Annotated in this window: 18 protein-coding genes, 1 tRNA gene and 1 pseudogene; 7 read left to right on the top strand and 13 right to left on the bottom strand. The window is 70.6% G+C overall.

Going from position 1 to position 21,829, the window contains the following annotated elements; genetic code table 11:
* Positions 1 to 155 precede the first annotated feature (155 nt).
* The 6 genes from AB0K82_RS42480 to AB0K82_RS42455 all read right to left on the bottom strand — a co-directional run bounded on the left by AB0K82_RS42480 (position 156) and on the right by AB0K82_RS42455 (position 5,634).
* Positions 156 to 551, bottom strand: coding sequence for a nuclear transport factor 2 family protein (locus tag AB0K82_RS42480; protein WP_364408790.1), 396 nt, complete (start codon positions 549 to 551; stop codon positions 156 to 158).
* A gap of 11 nt (positions 552 to 562) precedes the next feature.
* Entirely contained in the window at positions 563 to 1,411 is an 849-nt protein-coding gene (locus AB0K82_RS42475) for an alpha/beta fold hydrolase (protein ID WP_364408787.1), read from the bottom strand.
* A 67-nt stretch (positions 1,412 to 1,478) separates the two neighbouring features.
* Positions 1,479 to 1,961, bottom strand: coding sequence for a helix-turn-helix domain-containing protein (locus AB0K82_RS42470; RefSeq protein WP_364408784.1), 483 nt, complete (start codon positions 1,959 to 1,961; stop codon positions 1,479 to 1,481).
* Positions 1,962 to 2,136: 175 nt separating this feature from the next.
* Positions 2,137 to 3,348, bottom strand: a complete 1,212-nt coding sequence (ilvA, locus tag AB0K82_RS42465) for a threonine ammonia-lyase (RefSeq protein WP_364408782.1) — start codon at positions 3,346 to 3,348, stop codon at positions 2,137 to 2,139.
* Positions 3,349 to 3,449: 101 nt separating this feature from the next.
* Positions 3,450 to 4,376, bottom strand: a complete 927-nt coding sequence (locus AB0K82_RS42460) for an ROK family protein (RefSeq protein ID WP_364408779.1) — start codon at positions 4,374 to 4,376, stop codon at positions 3,450 to 3,452.
* Positions 4,377 to 4,440: 64 nt separating this feature from the next.
* Entirely contained in the window at positions 4,441 to 5,634 is a 1,194-nt protein-coding gene (locus AB0K82_RS42455; protein WP_364408776.1) for an FIST N-terminal domain-containing protein, read from the bottom strand.
* Between the two features lie 209 nt (positions 5,635 to 5,843).
* Between AB0K82_RS42455 and AB0K82_RS42450 the strand changes: the two genes are divergently transcribed.
* From AB0K82_RS42450 to AB0K82_RS42440, 3 genes are all read left to right on the top strand, one after another.
* Positions 5,844 to 7,226 carry a sigma 54-interacting transcriptional regulator gene (locus AB0K82_RS42450; protein ID WP_364408773.1) on the top strand — a complete coding sequence of 461 codons (1,383 nt, stop codon included), beginning with the start codon at positions 5,844 to 5,846 and terminating at the stop codon, positions 7,224 to 7,226.
* A gap of 109 nt (positions 7,227 to 7,335) precedes the next feature.
* Entirely contained in the window at positions 7,336 to 9,300 is a 1,965-nt protein-coding gene (locus AB0K82_RS42445; RefSeq protein ID WP_364408770.1) for a VWA domain-containing protein, read from the top strand.
* Positions 9,301 to 9,367: 67 nt separating this feature from the next.
* On the top strand, positions 9,368 to 9,958 hold the full coding sequence (locus AB0K82_RS42440; RefSeq protein WP_364408767.1) for a hypothetical protein: 591 nt from the start codon (positions 9,368 to 9,370) through the stop codon (positions 9,956 to 9,958).
* 4 nt (positions 9,959 to 9,962) lie between these two features.
* Here the strand turns inward: AB0K82_RS42440 and AB0K82_RS42435 are convergent, their stop codons facing one another.
* Positions 9,963 to 11,132: a cystathionine gamma-synthase gene (locus tag AB0K82_RS42435; protein WP_364408764.1), complete on the bottom strand. Its 1,170-nt coding sequence runs from the start codon at positions 11,130 to 11,132 to the stop codon at positions 9,963 to 9,965.
* 179 nt (positions 11,133 to 11,311) lie between these two features.
* On the opposite strand from AB0K82_RS42435, the gene AB0K82_RS42430 reads away from it, so the two are divergent.
* Complete coding sequence (locus AB0K82_RS42430; RefSeq protein ID WP_364408761.1) at positions 11,312 to 13,477, top strand: MMPL family transporter; 2,166 nt, start codon at positions 11,312 to 11,314, stop codon at positions 13,475 to 13,477.
* Between the two features lie 85 nt (positions 13,478 to 13,562).
* Here AB0K82_RS42430 and AB0K82_RS42425 read toward each other — a convergent pair whose 3' ends face one another.
* On the bottom strand, positions 13,563 to 14,939 hold the full coding sequence (locus tag AB0K82_RS42425) for a cystathionine beta-synthase (RefSeq protein WP_364408758.1): 1,377 nt from the start codon (positions 14,937 to 14,939) through the stop codon (positions 13,563 to 13,565).
* A 602-nt stretch (positions 14,940 to 15,541) separates the two neighbouring features.
* Here AB0K82_RS42425 and AB0K82_RS42420 point away from each other — a divergent pair.
* From AB0K82_RS42420 to AB0K82_RS42410, 3 genes are all read left to right on the top strand, one after another.
* Positions 15,542 to 16,762, top strand: a complete 1,221-nt coding sequence (locus AB0K82_RS42420; protein WP_364408756.1) for an acetyl-CoA C-acetyltransferase — start codon at positions 15,542 to 15,544, stop codon at positions 16,760 to 16,762.
* 223 nt (positions 16,763 to 16,985) lie between these two features.
* Positions 16,986 to 17,213 (top strand): DUF4287 domain-containing protein, encoded by a 228-nt coding sequence (locus tag AB0K82_RS42415; protein WP_252777695.1) that lies wholly within the window; start codon positions 16,986 to 16,988, stop codon positions 17,211 to 17,213.
* Between the two features lie 6 nt (positions 17,214 to 17,219).
* Entirely contained in the window at positions 17,220 to 17,630 is a 411-nt protein-coding gene (locus AB0K82_RS42410; protein WP_364408753.1) for a PPOX class F420-dependent oxidoreductase, read from the top strand.
* An 80-nt stretch (positions 17,631 to 17,710) separates the two neighbouring features.
* Here the strand turns inward: AB0K82_RS42410 and AB0K82_RS42405 are convergent, their stop codons facing one another.
* The 5 genes and pseudogenes from AB0K82_RS42405 to AB0K82_RS42385 form a co-directional block, all read right to left on the bottom strand.
* Positions 17,711 to 18,496 carry a Bax inhibitor-1/YccA family protein gene (locus AB0K82_RS42405; protein WP_364408750.1) on the bottom strand — a complete coding sequence of 262 codons (786 nt, stop codon included), beginning with the start codon at positions 18,494 to 18,496 and terminating at the stop codon, positions 17,711 to 17,713.
* Between the two features lie 240 nt (positions 18,497 to 18,736).
* A tRNA-Leu gene (locus tag AB0K82_RS42400) sits at positions 18,737 to 18,811 on the bottom strand.
* Positions 18,812 to 18,910: 99 nt separating this feature from the next.
* Complete coding sequence (locus AB0K82_RS42395) at positions 18,911 to 20,254, bottom strand: NAD(P)/FAD-dependent oxidoreductase (protein WP_364408747.1); 1,344 nt, start codon at positions 20,252 to 20,254, stop codon at positions 18,911 to 18,913.
* Between the two features lie 333 nt (positions 20,255 to 20,587).
* On the bottom strand, positions 20,588 to 21,400 hold the full coding sequence (locus AB0K82_RS42390; protein WP_364408744.1) for a uracil-DNA glycosylase: 813 nt from the start codon (positions 21,398 to 21,400) through the stop codon (positions 20,588 to 20,590).
* 29 nt (positions 21,401 to 21,429) lie between these two features.
* A pseudogene (locus AB0K82_RS42385) lies at positions 21,430 to 21,829 on the bottom strand (hypothetical protein); the annotation flags it as partial.

The following is a 21,829-nucleotide window of genomic DNA, read 5'->3' as shown; positions in this document are numbered from 1 at the left end:
GTCAGGAGGGTGTTCAGGTCTTGCGTCACAACATGATCTTGAACGCCCTCTCTTCATGCCCGCACACCGGCACGACTTCGGAACTACTCGTCTAGAGCACAGTGATTGCCAGGGATCACGGCCTGGGCCAACGCCGGCGCTGTCGGCGCGGGGTGTCACATGACCGTGTCGGTTTCCAGCGGGCCGGCGGTGATGCGGATCTTCCGGATCCGGAGCGGTTGTCCGTCGTCGAGGTAGTAGATGTGCATGAAGGGGGCGCGCACCACGCGGTCCGGTTCGGTCTTCTTGGCCATGGTCGCCTCGCCGCGCAGGAACACGACGCCCTCGGCCTTCCAGCACTCGAGTACGTCGTGGGTGATGTTCAGCGGTTCGTCGATCTTGATGAAGAACGCCTTGATGGCCTCGGCGCCGCGGACATGCGCGGTGCCGAAGAACATCTCGGTGTCCTCGGTCAGGTGCGCGAACCCTTCCCCGAACTCAAGGGTGTCGATCTCGCGCATGAGCCGCAGGATCCAGTCGGGCGTCGCGGCCGGGGTCGCGTCGTGGGTCATGGTCGGCTCCCTCAGACGGTGGCGGGCAGAGCGGATAGGAAGGCGTCGATCTCGGCGTTGACGGCGTCGGGGTTCTCGCGCGCCGCCAGGTGGCCGGTGTGAAGCAGTACGCGGAACGTGCTGCCCTCGATGGCGTCGGCCATCTTGCGCACGACGTGCACCGGGAACTGGCCGTCCTCTTCACCGGCGATGATCAGGACCGGGATGTTCCTGATGGTGGCCAGCCGGCGGTGCTCGTCCTTGCGGCCGATGAGGATGCTGCGCAGCGCCCATGCCACGGATTTGGGGTCGTCGCGCAGGACGAAGTCGGTGAACTTCAGGAACTCCGGGTTGGTGGCCTCCGCGGTCGGGCCGGCGAACGCCGCGCGCGCGGCCCTGGCGGCCAGTGGCGGCATCTTGGCGTGCAGCGAGAGGTAGGTCGCCAGAGCGGTGGCCCAGATGCTCTCGAACATCGTGGGCAGCGAGGCGGTGCAGTTGATGCCGATCGCCGCCGCGGTGCGCTCAGGGTGATAGGCGGGAAAGACCCCGGCGAGCATGCCACCCCAGCTGTTGCCCATGAGCACGCACTTGTCGATCGCGAGGCTGTCGAGGATCTCGACCAGCGCGTCCGCACAGTCCCTGAGGTCGATGATCTTGCGAAGGGCGTCGGACCTGCCGTGCCCCGGGCTGTCGATGAGCACCATGCGGTGGCTGGGGGCGAAGTGCTCGTACTGATAGCGCCACATGGTGCCGTCCATCATCAGGCTGGGCCAGCAGACCATGGCCGGGCCGTCGGGCCGGCCTCCCTCGCGCACGTTGATCAGCCCGAGGGAGGTGGGGATCAGTTGCTCGGTGACCTCATCAAGCCAGCTTGTCGTCATGACCAGTCGTCCTTTCACACGGCGGAGCCATGACTAGTACTGTATTGCTACTAGTTCATAGCTGCAACTAGTTGCTCTGCGATGAAACCCCCTCCACTTCCTCCTCCTGGACGCCGAGCGGCAGCAGGGTCGAAGCCACGATCGGCTGGTGGCAGGCGCTGCAGGCGAGATAGGGGTCGGTCTCACCGCCGCAGGCCGTGTGCACCAGCGGGCGGCGAGCCTCTTCTCCCCCGGTCGCATGGCCCTCCGCCCAACGGGTGATCGCCACGATGGCCGGGACGACCAGCTCGCGGGCGGCCTCGGTGAGTTCGTACTCGTACCACGGCTTGTCGGAACGGTAGGCGCGCCTGGACAGCAGACCCAGCTCGGTCAGATCGTTCAGACGCGACGTGAGGATGTTCGCCGAGATGCCGAGGGTGCGCTTGAGCTCACCGAATCGGCGGACACCGAAGAACACCTCCCGCAGGATCTGATAGCTCCAGCGTTCGGAGATCGCGGCAAGGAACGCCTGGCCGTGCTGGAACGTGACATGTCCGGTATGGTCAGCCATAACCCCTCCAGTAGTTTCAGAACACAACTAGTTCGTGAATTCTACTATCGGCGTCTCAGGGCGGACGCGGATCGGGCCGACAGTGCCGCGCGACAGGGCGGGTCGGCCAGACCACCGACCAGGCCGCCCGACCCGGCACGGCGGGCGGGAGGCCGGAGCGCGGCGGCGGCGAACGTCAGCTGAAGCTGAGGGTGTAGCCCTCGGCGCGGAGGCGGCCGAGGACCTCGTCGCAGTGGTCCGGGCCGCGGGTCTCCAGGTGCAGCGACACCTCGGCCTCGTCGATGTTCAACCGGGCGGCGGTCCGCTGGTGGACGACGTCCAGGACGTTGACGCCCAGTTCGGCCAGCTCGCTCAGCAGCGTGACCAGCGCGCCGGGCCGGTCCGGGAGCCGGACGCGGAACATCAGGTAACGGCCGGCCACCGCCAGTCCGTGGCGGAGCACCTTCGACAGCAGCAGGGGGTCGATGTTGCCCCCGGACAGCACCGTCACCACGGGCGGCTCGAACATCTGCGGACGGTCCAGGAGCGCGGCGACGCCGACCGCGCCGGCGGGCTCGACGACCTGTTTCGAACGTTCCAGGCAGTTCAGCAGCGCCTGGGAGATCATCTCCTCCGAAACGGTGACGACCGAGTCCACGAGCTTGGAGATCAGTTCGAAGGTGAGGTCGCCCGGCCGGCCGACCGCGATGCCGTCGGCCATGGTGCCGGCCGGCTCCACGGACACGGGGCGTCCGGCGGCCAGCGACGGCGGGAAGGCCGCCGCGCGCTCGGCCTGGACGCCGACGACCCGTACGTCCGGACGCAGTTCCTTCACGGCCGCGGCGATCCCCGCGACCAGGCCGCCACCGCCGACCGGCACCACGATCGTGCGGACCTCCGGGCACTGCTCGAGGATCTCCAGGCCCACCGTGCCCTGCCCGGCGACCACGTCGGGATGGTCGAACGGGTGGATGAAGACGGCCTCGTTGTCGTGGGCGTACGCCTTGGCGGCCGCCAGGCAGGCGTCCACGCCCGGTCCGCCGAACACGACCTCCGCGCCGTACGCCCGGGTCGCGGCGACCTTCGGCAGCGGGGCGCCGTCGGGCATGAAGACGACACTTCTGCAGCCGAGGAGCCTGGCGGCCAGCGCAACGCCCTGCGCGTGGTTCCCGGCGCTCGCCGCGACGACGCCGCGCGCCCGCTCCTCCGCGCTGAGGCGGGCGATGCGGACGTACGCCCCGCGCGCCTTGAACGACCCCGCGCGCTGGAGGTTCTCGGCTTTCAGCAGAACGGGGCCGCCGACCTTCGCCGACAGCGACCGGGACTCCAGGATCGGGGTCGTCACGGCGACCTCGCGCAGCACCTCGCGAGCCGCACGGACCTCATCTACGCTGACGGGACCGCTCATGCCCTGAGTCTCCCACGGCAGGAAGCGGCCACTCATCTACCGGGACGTCAGCGCCCCGGATTCTGGTCGTGGGAGCAGCCGAAATCCGGGGCGCAGTCGGCCTAGTCCTCCGCCGTCCAATAACGGTCTTCGGCGAGGATGAAGGCGGCGGCGCCGATCAGGCCGGCCATCTGGCCCAGGGCGGCGGGGACGACGCGGACCTGGCGGGCGAAGTCCATCCGGGCGTGTGCCCGTAGCGTGTCCTCGAGCGGCCGGAACAGCAGCGGGCCCGCCTGGGACAGGCCGCCGCCGATGGCCACGACCTCCAGGTCGCACAGGTGCGTCGCGGAGGCGATCGCCACGCCGAGCGCCCATCCCGCGCGGTTCATCGCCCGGACGGCGATGGGGTGTCCTCGGGCGGCGTCGGTGGCGAGATCCTTGCCGGTCTCGCCGGGCCAGCCCTGCTCCCGCGCCCAGGCCGCCAGGCCGGGCCCGCGCGCGATGGCCTCCAGGCAGCCACGACCGCCGCACTCGCACGGCGGCCCCTCATGGTCGACGATCACATGACCGATATGGCCCGCGTTGCCGCTCACCCCGTCGACGAGGCGGCCGCCGAGGATCAGCCCGCCGCCCACGCCGGTCGAGACGACCATGCCCAGCATGTCGCCGCGCCCGCGGCCCGCGCCGCGCCAGTGCTCTCCGACCGCCATCGCGACCGCGTCGTTGTGGATCCGGACCGGCAGGTCCGGGTAGCGATCCTGCAGCCGCTCGCGCAGCGGGAAGCCCCGCCACGCCGGAATGTTGAGCGGCGAGACCTTCCCGCTCGGCCAGCACATCGGGCCACCGCACCCGACCCCCACGCCGGCGAGCCGCGCGGCGGGCAGCCGGTCGATCAGGCTGAGCACCGTCCGCCAGAGGGTCTCGGCGTCGGCGTGCGGCGGCTGCGGCGTGGAGAGGCGCTCGTACGCGGCGATCCGTCCGCCCGGCTCGACCAGCGCGGCGGCCAGCTTGGTGCCGCCGACGTCGACCGCGAGGACACAGTCGGTCATGGGACCTCCTTCGTCGGCCCCATGACCACGGTGCTGTGTCGATCGATTCCCTCGCTCCGCTCGGTCACGAGGGGCCCTCCTTGGCGCCGGGGCCGAAGGCCAGGATGGACGCGGTGAAGCTGTGCACGTGGTTGCGCCCCGCGACCGGCCCGATCTCCCCCGCGGCGAAGAACCCGCCGACGCCGGGCCCGCCGAGCACCTCGCGCAGGGTGCGCACGTCATGGTCGGAGCCGGCGAACATCGCCCGACCCCGTCCGGTGCACGAGAACAGCAGCGCGCCCTCGATGGGCGCCAGGTCCAGGTCGGCCAGCAGGTGGGTGAGGTCCTCGTCCGCCGCGCCGGCGTCGCGCACGTGGAAGCGCACGGTCCGGCCGACCTCGATGATCTCCCCGGCGGCCAGCGCGCCCACCTCGGGGTCCGCGCCGATCACGCCGCGGACCAGGAAGTCGCCGCGCTCCTGCCGCTCGGCGTACTCGTCCATGGCCACGCCGATCAGCAGCCCCGCCTCGACCAGCAGGCGCTCGTCCTCCGGCAGCCCGGCGACGACCTCCTCCAGCTTGGCCAGCGCCGACATGCCGGCCAGCTCGTACAGGATGTTGTCCTCGGCCTTGGTGACCACCATGGTCGGGCCGATGGGCCGGGCGCCCTGGCTGACCACGGTCGACGTCATCAGCGACCCGCCGAGGAGCACGCCGACGGCCCCGGAGTCGACGATCTCCCCGTCCGCGAACAGCCGGGTGGTCCCGCGGCCGCCCTGGCCGGTGGCCAGCCCGCCGACCAGCGGGAGTCCGGGCAGCACCTCCCCGGACCGCTCGACGAACGCGTCCACCGGGAAGCTGTAGGGGTCGGCCAGCAGCACCGCGACCACGTCGTCATCCCGGGTCTGCGGCATGCCCACGACCGCCAGGCGCGCCATCTCCTCGCCCTCCGGTGCGGGGAACTTCAGCGTCTCCAGCCGGAACGGCTCGATCCGGGCCTCCGGAAGCCGGGCCGCCCAGGCGCTCACCGCGCTGGACCCTTCGACTCCCTGGCTGCCGCCGATCACCCCGGAGGCGCCGCAGCCGATGACGTTGGGGGTGCCCGCGACCTCCATCGCCCGCCGCGCCGCCGGCTCGACGGCCTCTGGGCTCGACGCGGACACGAAGACGAACACCAGGTCCGGAGGGCCGTCCAGCGGCGTCACCGCCTGCGCCACCGCGGACTCCGCGGCCGCGACCAGGTCCGGCCCGACCGCCAGCCCATCGCCGAAGCGTGCCATCGCCCCCTCCCCTCCCGCCTTGGGTCCGATTCTTACGGTCTACCACAGCCATCTGACGAAGCCACGAGTCGATGATCGACTTCGTGGCGCGACGCGCCCCGTGGTCTGATGCGACGGCGGAGTTCCCGGCATAGGGTCATCAGGAGCGAGCCGACGCAGCGAGTCCTGCACCACGCCGGCCGTCCGGCGAGTGAGGAGCGGTACCCACAGTGAATACGCGACCAACGACACTCGGTGAGCTTCGGACGGGCGGCCACGTGCACCGGTCCGTCAAGGCCGAGATCCGGCACAACCTGCTCGCGCGGCTGCGCTCCGGAGAGCCCCGTTTCCCGGGCATCGTCGGGTTCGACGACACGGTTCTGCCGCACGTCGAGCGTGCGCTCCTCGCCGGCCACGACCTCGTCCTCCTCGGCGAGCGCGGCCAGGGCAAGTCGCGGCTGATCCGTACGCTCGGCGGGCTGCTGGACGAGTGGACTCCGGTGGTCGAGGGCTGTGAGATCAACGACCACCCGTACGCGCCGGTGTGCGTGCGCTGCCGCCGGCTGGCGGCCGAGGCGGGCGACGAGCTGCCGGTCTCCTGGAAGCACCGGGACGAGCGGTACGGCGAGAAGCTCGCCACGCCGGACACGAGTGTCGGCGACCTCATCGGCGACATCGACCCGATCAAGGTCGCGGAGGGCCGTACGCTCGGGGACCCGGAGACCGTGCACTACGGCCTGGTCCCGCGCACGAACCGCGGGATCTTCTGCGTGAACGAGCTGCCCGACCTCGCCGAGCGCATCCAGGTGTCGCTGCTGAACGTCCTGGAGGAGCGGGACGTGCAGATCCGCGGCTACAACCTGCGGCTGCCGCTGGACGTCCTGCTGGTGGCCAGCGCCAACCCGGAGGACTACACGAACCGCGGCCGCATCATCACCCCGCTGAAGGACCGCTTCGGCGCGGAGATCCGCACGCACTATCCCCTGGACGTCGACGACGAGCTCGTGCTGATCGGCCAGGAGGCCGAGGTCGCGGCGGCGGTGCCGATCCACCTGATGGAGGTCATCGCGCGGTTCACCCGGCTGGTCCGCGAGTCCCCCGCGGTCGACACGCGGTCCGGCGTGTCCGCCCGGTTCGCGATCGCCGCGACCGAGACGGTGGCGGCCTCCGCGCTGCGCCGCGCGGCCCTCGCCGGCGAGGAGCAGCCGGTGGCGCGCGTGTGCGACCTGCCGTCGATCGTGCCGACGCTGCTCGGCAAGGTCGAGTTCGAGGTCAGCGAGGAGGGCCGGGAGGAGGAGGTGCTGGCGCACCTGCTCCGCAGGGCCGTCGCGGAGACCTGGCGGCGCACGCTCGGACCGGTCGACCTCAGCGGCCTGCTGGACCGGTTCGACCGCGGCGCGACGGTCGACTCCGGCGAGCTGGTGGCGGCGGCCGACCTGCTGCACCGCATCGGCCCGGTGTCCGGCCTGGCCCGCATCATGAACGGCCTCGGCATGGAGGGCGAGTCGCCGGGGCACGCGGCGGCGGCGCTGGAGTTCGCGCTGGAGGGGCTCTACCTGATGCGCCGGCTGTCCAAGGACACCGAGGACGGGACCACCACGTACCGGACGTGACGTGCTCCGGTGCCGACCGGTTTCCCGACGCGGCCCGCGTCGGGTCCGGCTGGGACGGAGCGAGCCCCCGGCTCGGTGAGGGCCGGACGTAGCGAGGGAGGAGGTCGCCGTGGCCGGATACCGCTACGGTCCGTACCACGAGGGGCCGGACCCGCTCGCCCCTCCGTACGACGTGCGCGCCGCGCTGGACGCCATGGGCGATTCGATGCTGGAGGGCACGAACCCCGGTGACGCGCTGCGCGACCTGCTGCGCCGCGGACTGCCCGGCGCCCAGCGCCGGCGCGGCCTGGACGACCTGCTGCGGCAGGTCCGGTCCCGCCGGCAGGAGCTGCGCGGCCGCGGCCGGCTCGACGGCACGCTGGAGGAGGCCCGGTCCCTGCTCGACCGGGCGATCGGGCAGGAGCGGACCGCGCTGTTCCCGGACCCCAGTGATGACGCGCGGCTGCGGGAGGCCGAACTCGACACGCTCCCGGCCGACACCGCGCAGGCGGTGCGCCGGCTGGCGTCGTACGACTGGCGGTCGCCGGACGCGCGGCGGACGTTCGAGGAGCTGAAGGACCTGCTGCGCCGGGACGTGCTGGACACGCAGTTCCGCGGCATGAAGCAGGCGCTGAGCAGCCCCGACCCGGCCGCGATGCAGCGGGTCAAGGACATGATGGCCGCGCTCAACGACATGCTGGAGAAGGACGCCCGGGGCGAGCACACCCAGGAGGACTTCGAGGCGTTCATGCGGGAGTACGGCGAGTTCTTCCCGGACGATCCGCGCGACCTCGAGGAGCTCGTCGACTCGCTGGCGCGGCGGGCCGCGGCGACGGAGCGGCTGCTCGCGTCGCTCACCCCGGAGCAGCGGGCGGAGCTGGCCGGGCTGATGGCGCAGACGCTGGAGGACGCCGGGCTGGCCATGGAGATGCAGCGGCTGGCGTCCTCGCTGCGGCAGCGCCGGCCCGATCTGGACTGGTCCGGCTCCGAGCGCATGTCGGGCGAGGACCCGATGCCGATGGGCGACGCGACGACCGCGCTGGAGGAGCTCGCGGACCTGGCGGAGCTGGAGGGCGCGCTGCGGCAGGACTATCCCGGCGCGCGGCTGGACGACATCGACGAGGAGGCGGTGCGCCGGGCACTGGGCCGGCAGGCGGTCGACGACCTCGCCGAGCTGCGCCGCATCGAGGCCGAGCTCGAACGCCAGGGCTACCTCAAGCGCAAGGGAGGGGCGCTGGAGCTGACGCCGAAGGCGGTGCGGCGCCTCGGGGAGACCGCGCTGCGCCGGGTGTTCGCCCAGTTGGACACCGCTCGGCGCGGCGACCACGACCAGTCCGACGCGGGGCAGGCCGGCGAGCTGACGGGCGGGAGCCGGCCCTGGCGGCACGGCGACGAACAGCCCATCGACGTCGTACGGACGGTGTCGAACGCCCTGCGCCGTGGGGGGCGTCATTCCGGCGGGACCGGCGTGCGCCTGACGGTGGACGACTTCGAGGTGCTCGAGACGGAGCGCCGTACGGCGGCGGCGGTGTGCCTGCTCGTCGACCTGTCGTACTCCATGGCGCTGCGCGGCACGTGGGGTTCGGCCAAGCAGACCGCGCTCGCGCTGCACACGCTGGTGGCGAGCAAGTACCCGCAGGACGCGATCCAGGTGATCGGGTTCTCCAACTACGCGCGGGTGCTCCCGCCCACCGAGCTGGCGGGCCTGGACTGGGACATGGTGCAGGGCACGAACCTGCACCACGCGCTGCTCATCGCCGGGCGGCATCTGGAGAAGCACCCGGAGCACGAGCCGATCGTGCTGATCATCACGGACGGCGAGCCGACCGCGCACCTGCTCCGGGACGGCCGTTCGTCGTTCGACTGGCCGCCGTCGCGCGAGACGCTGGAGCTGACGCTCGCCGAGGTGGACAAGATGACCCGGCGGCGCGCGACGCTGAACATCTTCATGCTCGCCGACGACGAACGCCTCGTCTCGTTCGTCCAGGAGGTCGCGCGGCGCAACGGCGGGCGCGTCTTCGCGCCCACGCCCGACCGGCTGGGCGAGTACGTCGTGCGGGACTATCTGCGGGTCCGCCGTGGCCGGGCGGGGTGATCCGGCCGCGGGTCGGGTGTGGGTCAGCGAAGAGTTTGAATTGACGGCCTCGGGCTAAGTTCACACCATGTCGAGCGCTGATCGCCTGCTAATGATCCTGCACATCGGCTTCGCGATCTTCGCGCTGGGGCCGCTGACCGCGGCCACCATGGCGACGCCTCGCTACATCCGCGGGGGCCGGCCGGGCATCGTGCGCTATCTGAACCGCGCCACCCGCATCTACGGCCTGCTCAGCCTGGGCATCTTCCTGTGGGGCGCGCTGCTGGCGCGGGGACAGTTCGACAAGGTGTGGCTGTCGGCGTCGATGACCCTGTTCATCGTCGCCCTGGTGCTGCTGGTCATCGTCGAGCGGGACCAGCGCAAGGCGGTGCACAAGCTCGAGGTGGCCGAGGCCGAGCGGCGCCCGGCGACGACACCCGCCGCACCGCCGCCGGTCGCGGAGACCGCCGCGGCCGAGACGGCCGGCGAGGACGCCGTCTCCGCGCCGGGCCCGGCCCCCGAGCCGGCGACGGACGCGGGCGCGGCGACGCCGGGGCCCGCGTCCCGGGCTCCTCTCGGCGAGCCCGCCAAGGTGGAGACCGGCCGGATCGCCACGCTCTCCGGCGTCGTCGCGCTGATCTGGATCGTGATCCTCGTCCTGATGGTCTGGAACGCCTGACCGGTCAGGCCACGTCCTGGCCCTCCAGGGCCTGCTCCAGGTCGGCGAGGAGGTCGTCGACGTCCTCGATGCCCACCGACAGGCGTACGAGGTCGCCCGGCACCTCCAGCGGCGAGCCGGCGGCGGAGGCGTGCGTCATGCGCCCGGGGTGCTCGATCAGCGACTCGACGCCGCCGAGCGACTCCCCGAGCGTGAACACCTTGGCCCGCTCGCAGACGCGTACGGCCGCGTCCTCGCCGTCGACGTGCCGGAAGGAGACCATGCCGCCGAAGGCGCGCATCTGCTTGGCCGCCACCTCGTGGCCCGGGTCCTGCGGCAGTCCCGGGTAGTGCACGGCGCCGACCTTCGGGTGCCGAGTGAGGAACTCGGCGATCCGGGTGGCGTTGGCGCAGTGCCGGTCCATGCGGACGCCCAGCGTCTTGATCCCGCGCAGGGTGAGCCACGCGTCGAACGGGCCGGCGACCGCACCCATGGCGTTCTGGTGGAACGCCAGCTCCTGGGCCAGCTCGACGTCGGCCGCCACCAGCGCGCCGCCGACCACGTCGGAGTGGCCGCCGAGGTACTTGGTGGTCGAGTGGACCACGACGTCGGCGCCCAGGGCGAGCGGGCGCTGCAGGTACGGCGAGGCGAAGGTGTTGTCCACGACGAGGCGGGCGCCGGCCTCCCGTGCCACGTGCGCCAGCGCGGCGATGTCGGCCACGCCGAGCAGCGGGTTCGTCGGGGTCTCCACCCAGATGAGCTTCGTCTCCGGGCGTACGGCGGCGCGCACGGCCTGGACGTCGGTCAGCGGCACGGGGTCGTACGACACGCCCCATCGGGCGAGGACCTTGGAGATCAGCCGGAAGGTGCCGCCGTAGGCGTCGTTGGGGATCAGCACGTGGTCACCCGGCTTGCAGACCGTGCGCAGCAGGGTGTCCTCGGCGGCCATGCCCGAGGCGAACGCGAGCCCCCGCACGCCGCCTTCGAGGGCGGCGAGGCACTCCTCCAGCGCCGTACGGGTCGGGTTGGCCGACCGGCTGTACTCGTATCCACCGCGCAGGCCGCCGACGCCGTCCTGCTTGTAGGTGGACACCTGATATATCGGCGGCACGACCGCCCCTGTCGCGGGATCGGCCTCTTGACCTGCGTGAATGGCGAGGGTCTCGAAGCCGGCCTCGTGGTTGAAACCGTCCATGCACGCGAGGTTAGTGCCTCGCGAGGGGCATCCGTGCGGTGCGTCGTCCCTACCGGGGGATGACCCGTCTCCACCGTAGGGACTAGACCGAAAATCGACTCCGACGGTGAGGCAAAGTCCGTTTTGCCTGGATATCGTCAGTGCGTTACTCGAAGACACTCTACGAAGGGGAGCCACCCGTGTTCGGATGGCTGGGGCGCGGTGTCGTCAGACACCCATGGTGGACGATTGTCGCGTGGCTCGTCGCGGCAGCCGTCCTGGTGGTGTTCGCCCCCAAAATGACCACCAAGTCGGACCAGCAGGCATTCCTGCCGAAGAAGTACGAGTCGATCGCGGCGGCGAGCCTCGCGGAGAAGGCGTTCCCGAGCGGTGACCAGAAGGTCAGCCGGGAGATGATCGTGGTCAAGCGGAGCGACGGGGGCTCGCTGACCAGCGCCGACCAGCAGAAGATCGGCGAGGCGGCCAAGGCGATCCAGGCCAAGGCCATCCCGAGCGTGCAGGGGGTCATGACCGACCCGAAGCAGACGCTCTCGCAGAACCACAAGGTGCAGCTGATCGTCGTCATGCTGCCCAACGGCTTCGACAGCAAGGCGCAAAAGGCGGGCCAGAACGCCGTCAAGCAGGTCCGCGCGGTGACCGCCGACCAGCTGAAGGGCAGCGGACTGGCCTACGGCGTCACCGGCAACTACTCCTCCAGTCTGGACAACGAGAAGTCCGACAACCAGACCATGGCGCTGATCGGTCTGGCGACGGTCGTCCTCATCATCGCGCTGATCCTGATCATCTTCCGCAGTCCGATCGCGGCGCTCCTGCCGATCATCGTGATCGTCCTGGTGTCCCAGGTGGCGACCGCCGTCACCGCCTTCATCGGGAAGGCGTTCGACCTCAGCTTCGACCAGGGCTTCTCGGCCATCATCCTGGTCGTCCTCTACGGCATCGGCACCGACTACATCCTGTTCCTGCTGTTCCGGTACCGGGAGCGGCTGCGGGCCGGTGACGACAAGAAGACCGCGATGATCACGAGCGTTGAGCGGGTCGGTGAGGCCATCGCCTCGGCGGCCGGCGCGGTCATCGTCGCGTTCCTCGTCCTGCTGCTCGCCTCGTTCAAGGCGTTCAGCGCCCTGGGTCCGCAGCTCGCGATCGCCGTCGGCGTCATGTTCGTCACGTCGCTGACGCTCGTCCCCGCGATCGTCTCGCTGCTGGGCCGCTTCGTGTTCTGGCCGTCGAAGGCGTGGAAGAAGGAGCCGAAGGCCGGCCTGTGGGTGAAGGTCAGCAACGGTGTGGGGCGCCGTCCGGGCGTGGCCGCGCTGGCCTCCGGCATCATCCTCGTGGCCCTGGCCGCGGGCACCCTGGCGTTCAAGGCGGACTACGACTTCCAGGCCTCGGCCCCGCAGAACACCGAGTCGGCCAAGGCGATGAAGGACCTGCGGGCGAGCCTGCCGCAGGGCCTCACCGCGCCGACCGAGGTGTACGTCCAGGGCAGCGGCCCGCTGGACAAGGCCGCGGTGAACAAGTTCGACCAGTCGCTGGTGGGCGCCAAGGGCGTCGGCCAGGTGGCGCCGGCGCAGTACAACCAGGACCGCAGCGTCGCCAAGATCACTGTCGTCCTCAAGCTGAACCCCAACTCCAACGAGGCGATCAGCCTGGTCAAGGGCCCCTTCCGGGAACTCGCGCACCAGAACGCCCCGCCCGGCACCAAGGTGCTGGTGGGCGGCACGACCGCGGTGTTCGCCGACATCAACGCGATCAACAACCGCGACCTGTCGGTCATCCTGCCGGTCGCGGTCCTGCTGATCGGCCTGATCCTCGCGCTGCTGCTGCGCGCGCTGGTCGCTCCGGTCTATCTGGTGATCGCGGTGCTGCTCGGCTTCGCGGCCACGCTGGGCGCGACCGTCGGGCTGTTCCAGGGCATCGAGGGCAAGGACGGGCTGATGTTCCAGCTCCCGATCATCCTGTACCTCTTCGTCCTGGCGATCGGCACCGACTACAACATCCTGATGATCGCCCGGCTCCGCGAGGAGGCGCGTGAGGGGCACGAGCCGCGGCACGCCGCCAAGCTCGGCATCCAGCACGCCGGGCCGACCGTCGCGGCGGCCGGTGTGATCCTGGCCGGCACCTTCGGTGTCCTGACCCTGTCGCCCAACTCGATGATGGCGGAGATCGGCTTCGGCGTCGCGATCGGCATCCTGCTGTCCGCCTTCGTGATGTCGGCGTTCTTCGTGCCGTCCATCACGGCGCTGATGGGCCACAAGGCCTGGTGGCCCGGGCACGGCGACGCGGTCCGGCGCTCGAAGGAGCCGCCGCCGGCCGCCGAGCCGTACGACCTGGTCGACCGCCGGGTCTGATCGGCCGGTAACGCACCGAGGCCCCGGTGGCGCGCTCGTCGCGCCACCGGGGCCTCGTCGTCTCCCGCCCGGTGGTGAGCCGGGGTCAGCCGGTCGCGAGGAAGCCCAGCAGGTCCTGCCGGGTGATGAGACCGGCCGGTTTGCCATCGACGAGGACGACGGCGGCACCGGCGTTCTCCAGGACGCTCACGGCCTTGCTCACGCCCTCGCCCGAACCGACCATCGGCAGCGGCGGCGCCATGTGGTCCCGCAGCGGATCCTCGAGGCCCGCCTTGCCGCTGACCAGGGCGGCCAGGAGGTCGCGCTCGCCCACGGAGCCGACCACCTCGGCGGCCATCACCGGCGGCTCCTCCTTCATGACGGGCAACTGCGAGACGTCGTACTCCCGCAGGATCGCCACGGCGGTGCCGACCGTCTCGTGCGGATGGACGTGCACGAACTCCGGCAGCCCGGAGCCGGACGCCTTGCGGGCCAGCACGTCGGCGATGCGCGGCTCCTCGGTCTCGGCGCTGAGGAAGCCGTAGTCGGCCATCCAGTCGTCGTTGAAGATCTTCGACAGGTAGCCGCGCCCGCCGTCGGGCAGCAGGACGACGACCACGTCGTCGGGGCCGGCCTCGGCCGCGACGCGCAGCGCGGCGACGACCGCCAGCCCGCAGGAGCCGCCGACGAGCAGCCCCTCCTCCCGGGCCAGCCGCCGGGTCATGGTGAACGAGTCCTTGTCGCTCACGGCGATGACCTGGTCGCAGATGTCCCGGTCGTAGGTCTCGGGCCAGATGTCCTCGCCGACGCCTTCGACGAGGTACGGCCGGCCGGTGCCGCCGGAGTAGACCGAGCCCTCCGGGTCCGCGCCGATGACCTTGACGCGCCCGCCCGAGATCTCCTTGAGGTACTTGCCGGTGCCGGTGATGGTGCCCCCGGTGCCGATGCCCGCGACGAAGTGCGTGACCCGGCCCTCGGTCTGCGCCCAGATCTCCGGCCCCGTCGTCTCATAGTGCGAGCGCGGGTTGTTCGCGTTGGCGTACTGGTCGGGCTTCCAGGCTCCGGGGATCTCGGCGGCGAGCCGGTCGGAGACGGAGTAATAGGAGTCCGGGTGGTCCGGTGAGACGGCGGTCGGGCAGACCACGACCTCGGCCCCGTACGCGCGGAGAACGGCGATCTTGTCGTTCGCCACCTTGTCCGGGCAGACGAAGACGCACCGATAGCCCTTCTCCTGCGCCACGATCGCGAGCCCGACGCCGGTGTTGCCGGAGGTGGGTTCGACGATCGTGCCGCCCGGCTTGAGGGCGCCCGACTCCTCGGCGGCCTCGACCATCCGGACGGCGATGCGGTCCTTCACCGACCCGCCCGGATTGAAGTACTCGACCTTGGCGAGCACCTGCGCCCGGGCCCCGGTCGTGACGTTGCGGAGGCGTACAAGGGGGGTGTCCCCGATGAGCTCCGTCAGCGAGTTGTGCACGTGCACCAGCGACGTCCCTGTCGATAGTTCAGTTCAGACGGTACCGTTCCTACAGACTGAGCATGGTTTGTGTGCTCAGTCGGACGCTCCGAACGGTGTTGGGCGTCCTGGTTCCCCGCGTGCGCTCCGCGTCTGGGCGGCGCGGATCGTGTCCGCGTTCCCAAGATGAGGGGTGGGGTTCCTCACGCCCCAGGGTAGCCGGTACGGCCTGGACGGTCCGATGCTCCTGCTCATCGCTCTGGTGAGCAGGGGGTGATGCCGTCCGTCGCCGGATCGGTGCCCCAGGGCGCGTCGTCCGATCGCCACCGCCGCCGCCTCATGGCGACTGACAGGGCGCCGAGCAGTGGTGAGGGGGTGCCGCCAGTGCCCGGCTTCGCCACGGCGCCTCCCCTGCGGCTTCGCCACGGCGCCTCCCCCGCGGCTTCGCCACAGCGCCTTCAGCGCCTTCAGCGGCTTCGCCACGGTGTTCCCTGCGGCTTCGCCACGGTGTTCCCTGCGGCTTCGCCGAAGTGCGGCTACCCGTCAGTAGGTTTCGCCGCCGACACGCAGTAGCCTGCCAACGGGACACGGGGCCACCGCCCGGTCGGCCAAGGAGAAGGAGACCCATCATGCCCGAGGCTGTCATCGTCGCGACCGCTCGCTCTCCCATCGGGCGGGCGTTCAAGGGATCGCTGAAGGACCTGCGTCCCGACGATCTCACCGCGCGCATCGTGCGGGCGGTGCTCGACAAGGTCCCGCAGTTGGACCCGAACGACATCGACGACCTGCTGCTGGGCTGCGGCCTGCCCGGCGGCGAGCAGGGTTACAACATGGCCCGCGTGGTCGCCCTCCTCCTCGGATACGACAACCTCCCGGGCGCCACGTTCACGCGCTACTGCTCCTCGTCCCTGCAGACCACCCGGATGGCCTTCCACGCCATCAAGTCCGGCGAGGCGGACGTCATCGTCTCGGCCGGGGTGGAGATGGTCAGCCGGTTCGCCAAGGGCAGCAGCGACGGCCTGCCCGACACCCAGAACCCGCTGTTCGCCGAGGCGCAGGCCCGTACGGCCAAGCGCGCCGAGGGCAACGCCGAGACCTGGCGCGACCCCCGCGAGGACGGTGGGCTTCCCGACGTCTACATCGCGATGGGCCAGACCGCCGAGAACGTCGCCCAGTTGCGCGGCATCGGCCGCGCCGAGCAGGACGAGTTCGGGGTGCGCTCCCAGAACCTCGCCGAGAAGGCCATCGAGAACGGCTTCTTCGAGCGGGAGATCACGCCGGTCGAGCTGCCGGACGGCACCGTGGTGGCCAAGGACGACGGCCCGCGCGCCGGCACGACGCTCGAGAAGGTCTCCCAGCTCCAGCCGGTCTTCCGGCCCGACGGCACGGTGACGGCCGGCAACTGCTGCCCGCTCAACGACGGCGCGGCCGCGGTCGTCGTGATGAGCGACACCAAGGCCGCCGAGCTCGGCATCACGCCGCTCGCCCGCATCGTCTCCTCCGGGGTCTCGGGGCTGTCCCCGGAGATCATGGGTCTCGGGCCGGTGGAGGCGTCCCGTCAGGCTCTGAAGAGGGGCGGCCTGACGATCGACGACATCGACCTGGTCGAGATCAACGAGGCGTTCGCCGCCCAGGTGATCCCCTCCTACCGGGACCTGGGGATCGACATCGACAAGCTGAACGTGAACGGTGGCGCGATCGCGGTCGGCCACCCGTTCGGCATGACGGGGGCGCGGATCACGGGCACGCTGCTCAACGGACTGCAGTGGCACGACAAGACCTTCGGCCTCGAGACGATGTGCGTCGGCGGCGGCCAGGGCATGGCGATGGTGTTCGAGCGCCTCAGCTGAGGGCCTCGGTCACGCGCCGGTCAAGCTCGCGGCCCGTTCACGTGAAACTCCCCGGCGGGACACACGCGCCGGGGAGTTTCGTTAGCGGTTCGTAACCCGTGAGGGGCGGATCGTGACGAAGGATCTACTTGCCGTGACAGAAAGCTCTCCGTCGGGGGGTTGTGTGATTGCGATGGGTGTTGCAGAGTCGTCAACAAGCAGCCCGCCCAGCCAGGAGGTGCCTATGTCTTTGAACCACTCACCGGAGACGCACAAGAATCTCATCGCACGCATCCCGAAAGTCACAGGACGTGACCTCCCCGAGTGGTTCGAAGCCATCGACAACGGCCCCGCCTTCCTACGCTGCGACGAGCGGGTCAACTGGCTTGCGGACGAGCACGGGCTCTCGCACGGTTACGCCTCGGCCCTCGTGCACGAGCACGAGCTGCATCGGCGCGCCGTCCGGTTCTGACCCCGCGTGGAGCAGCGCAGGGCACTCGACTTCATCACCAAGCACCATCGAGCGGTGATGGTGACGTTCCACGCCGACGGCCGCCCGCAGACCTCACCCGTCCTCTGCGCGGTCGACGACGAGGAACGGATCATCGTCAGCACGCGCGAGACCGCGGCGAAGACGCGCAACCTGACGCGCGATCCCCGCGTGACCTTCTGCGTCTTCACCGACGCCTTCTTCGGCGAATGGATCCAGGTCGACGGCGAGGCCGAGATCGTCCCGTTGCCCGAAGCGATGGAACCACTGATCGACTACTACCGGAAGGTCTCCGGCGAGCATCCCGACTGGGACGACTACCGCGCCGCGATGGAGCGCGACCGCCGGGTCGTCGTCCGGGCGAGGATCGTCCGCGCCGGCCCTGACTTCCACGGCTGAGACGGCGCCGGCGCCCCCGCGTGACGCGGGGACGCCGGCGCCGATCACTTCGCCGACGGGCGGCGCGTTCGCCGGCCGCCTCAGTCCCGGTTGTAGAAGTAGGACAGGAACCGGAGCAGCTCCAGGTAGATCCAGACCAGGCTCACGGTCAGTCCGAACGCCGCGAGCCACGCGGCCTTCCGCGGGGCGCCCGAGCGGACCCCGTCCTCGATGGAGCTGAAGTCCAGCAGCAGGTAGAAGCAGCCCACGAGGATCGCGGCGAGGCTGAAGACGATGCCGAGCGGGCCGTTCTCCCGGATCCCGATGCCGCCGACGTGGAAGAACGACACCAGCAGGTTGAGCACCATCAGGCCCAGGAGCGCGAGCCCGGCGGCGACCACGAAGCGGACGAATTTCGGGGTCACCCGGACGATCCGCAGGGCGTAGACGGCCAGCGTCGCGCCGAACGCGAGCGCAGTGCCGACCACCGCCTGCAGGACCACCCCGTTGTAGACGGAGTTGTAGGCGTGGCTCACCACTCCGACCGCGACGCCGTACGCGGCGGCGTAGCCGAGCACGAGGACGGGATTGACCCGGCGGCCGAACGTGAGGATCGCCCAGCAGATCAGTCCGACCACCACGGCGGCGAGCGCGACGGCGTTGGCCAGCCGGTCCGGGACGAGGACCCAGGCGGCGGCTCCGGCCACGACGAGCGTGCCGAGCGTCAGGAAGGAGCGCACGACGACGTCGTCGATCGTCATGGACCGGGGCGGCGCGTACGCGGACGCGTTGTACATCGCCTCGAGCTGGTAGACGCTCGGGGCCCCTCCCGCCGCCTGATGCCCGAACGCGCCACGCCGGGACAGGACCGGGTTCCGGCTCTCCATGTAACACCCTCTCGACTCGCTGTGACCGTTCAACGACGCGTACGGTCACAGTGTTCCCACCGGCACGACCTGACGATCCTCGCCGCAGGTACGCATATATCACGAAACGGCCAGTTCGGCACGGCCGGTATCGGACGAGAAACGGCAGACCGATACCGACCGAACTGGCGGCCATAACGCCGCCGGGAGCACTCGGACGAAAGGTGTGGATTACTCCGCGCCACCTCTGTCAACGCGCAGTGCCCCCGGTCGGGGTCGAACCGACACAACCGACTCTTTTAGGGAGTCTGCCTCTGCCTGTTGGGCTACGGGGGCGGCGTAATCATACCGGGCATGAGCCAATAAGGGACCACCCAGTAAATGCGACAAATAACGCCTATTAGTGCCGCACCCTAATTACAGGCCGAATACCGATCAGTCTTTCGCGGCCAGCTCGAACTCTTCGCGAGGTCGCGTGATGGAGCCGAGCGAGACGACCTCCCGCTTGAAGAAGAAGGCGAGGGTCCAGTCGGCGGTCACCCGCGCCTTGCGGTTCACCGTGGGCACGCGGGACAGGTGGTACGTCCGGTGCAGCCACCACGCGAGGAGACCCCGTAGCTTCACGCCGTAGATCTGCGCGACCCCCTTGTGCAGCCCCAGGCTCGCGACCGATCCGGCATACGAGTGTTTGTAGGGTTTGAGCGCCTTACCGCGAAGCGCGGCGACAACGTTGTCCCCCAGAACCTTCGCCTGCCGGACGGCGTGTTGCGCGTTCGGCGCGGTCAGGTTGCCCGGTTTCGTCAGGTCGGGGACGGCCGCGACATCGCCTGCGGTGAAAGCGCCTTCCACGCCCTCCACCGTCAACTCGGCGGTCGCCTTGAGGCGGCCCTTGTCATCGACCGGAAGGTCGGTGCGCCGTACGACGGGATTGGGCTTGACACCCGCCGTCCAAACGAGCGTCCCCGCGTCGAATTCCTCTCCGTCGCTGAGCACGATGTGGTGCCCTTCGGCGGATTTGAGGAGCGTCTGGAGCTTGATCGCGATACCGCGCCGACGCAGCGCCTCGATCGTCCAGCGGCCCATGTCCGGACCGACCTCCGGCAGGATGCGGTCGCTCGCCTCGACCAGCACCCACTTCATGTCGGACGCGTCGACGTTCGGGTAGTACGCGCAGGCGTCGCGGGCCATGTCCTCCAGCTCGGCCAGCGCCTCGACGCCCGCGTATCCGCCGCCGACGAAGACGAACGTCAGCGCCCGCCTCCGGACCTCCTCCAGGGCCGTGGAGGCCGCGATGTCGAGCTGCGCGAGCACGTGGTTGCGCAGGTAGATGGCCTCTCCCACCGTCTTGAACCCGATGCCGCACTGGGCGAGGCCGGGGATCGGCAGGGTACGGGAGATCGATCCGGGACAGAAGACCAGCAGGTCATAGGAGAGCATGCGGGTCTCGGCGGTCTGCTCGGACCCGCCGCCCTCCGCGCTGGTGCTCCCCACCACCTGGACCCACGCCTGACGCTTCGCGTGCTCGATCTTGGTGACCCGGCCGTTGAGGATGGTCGCCCGTGGCAGGACGCGGCGCAGGGGCACGACGACGTGCCGCGCCTCGACGTTGCCGGCCGCCGCCTCCGGCAGGAACGGCTGGTAGGTCATGTACGACTGAGGGTCGACGACCGTGATCTGAAGTTCACCGCTCCTGAGCTCGCGGCGCATCTTCTTGTGCAGCCGGAGCGCGGTGTACATGCCGACGTAGCCGCCACCGACGATGAGCACGTGCGTTGCCATACGGGTTTCGGTACCCATGGCGTCCTCCCGAAACGGGCCCAGACTTTGTGAAAACTTTCACAACCTCGCTTTTTACTCTAATCCGACACGTCACCCAAGCACAGACCCCGCCTTGTGAAACCGATCACGTACGAACCAACGAACGGGAAGCCGCGTCAAAGACGGAGAAGGAACCGGTGCGGAGTGACGGTTGGGGCGAGGGGGCCGTGCAGTGGGAGCGGGGGCTCCACTGTGCGCCGCTCCACCCGTCACCCGCCCGGTCCGGCATCTGCCGGGCGGCCCGGCGCGAACGCGCGGCCGCGTCCGCGCGAACGGGGGCGTGACGGCTTCGGTTCAGCCCGGCAGGCCCGCGTACTCCCGTGCCCTGGTGAACACCGCGTCGAGCATGGGCTCGGTCACCCGTCCGGTGAAGGTGTTCTGCTGGCTCGGGTGGTAGCAGCCGAGCAGCAGCGTCTCCGCGCCGTCCGGCGCGGTCAGCACGGCCTCGGCTCCGTGCCCGAACGCCGGACGCGGAGCGGGCACGGCGTACCCGGCCTCCTTCAGCGCCGGCCACAGCGCCTGCCAGCCGTACCCGCCGAGCACGACGATCGACCGGGCCGTACCGGCGACGAAACCGAGTTCCCGCGCCAGCCAGGGCAGGCAGGCCGAGCGCTCGGCGGGGGTCGGCTTGTTGGCGGGCGGGGCGCAGCGCACCGAGGCCACGACACGGGTGCCGAGCAGCCGCTGACCGTCCCCGGCGTGGGTGCTGGTCGGGATCGCGGCCAGGCCGGTCCGGTGCAACGACGCGAAGAGCCAGTCACCGCTGCGGTCCCCGGTGAAGATCCGTCCGGTGCGGTTCCCGCCGTGCGCGGCGGGCGCCAGGCCGACGATGAGGATCCGGGGCTCGGGATCCCCCCAGCCCGGGATGGGCCGCCCCCAGTACTCCTCCTCCGCGAACGCCCGGCGGCGTTCGACGGCGACCTGTTCCCGCCAGGCCACGAGGCGCGGGCAGGCCCGGCACACCGACTGGCGCGCGACGAGCTCGCCGAGGGTGGGGGCGGAGTCCGCGAGGGCCCGGACGTCCGCCGGGGCCGCCGCGACCGGCGTGTCCGGGGTGGCGGGATCCGCCGGATGTCCGGATCCCGGGGGGATGAAGGGGGCGTTCATGCGATCGGGCTCGGTTCGCTTCTCCGGCGTCAGACCAGCGACCACGCGATGCCGTCGAGAATGTCGCGCTCGCTGACGATCACGTCGGCGAAGGCGTACTCGCGCATGATCCGGTCGAGGATGAGCGCGCCGGCGCCGATGACGTCGACCCGTCCGGGGTGCATGACGCCGATCCTGCTGCGCTCCTCGTGCGTCGAACGCAGCAGCATCCGGGTCACGTCGTGCACCTGGCGCGCCTTGATCCGCGACAGGTGGATGCGCTCGGAGTCGTACGCCGGCAGGTCGAGGGCGATGCCCGCCACGGTGGTCACCGAACCGGCCAGCCCGACCAGGGTCCGCGCCCTCCCAGAGCTGGCCCCGCTGGTCCGGGCGCTGGAGACCCTCCCGAACCTCACCCCGAGCGGCTGACCGCGCACGAAGGCATCCGGC

Source organism: Actinoallomurus sp. NPDC052274 (assembly GCF_040679475.1).
GTDB lineage: Bacteria > Actinomycetota > Actinomycetes > Streptosporangiales > Streptosporangiaceae > Actinoallomurus > Actinoallomurus liliacearum.
This window is presented reverse-complemented; position numbering and strand designations above follow the sequence as displayed.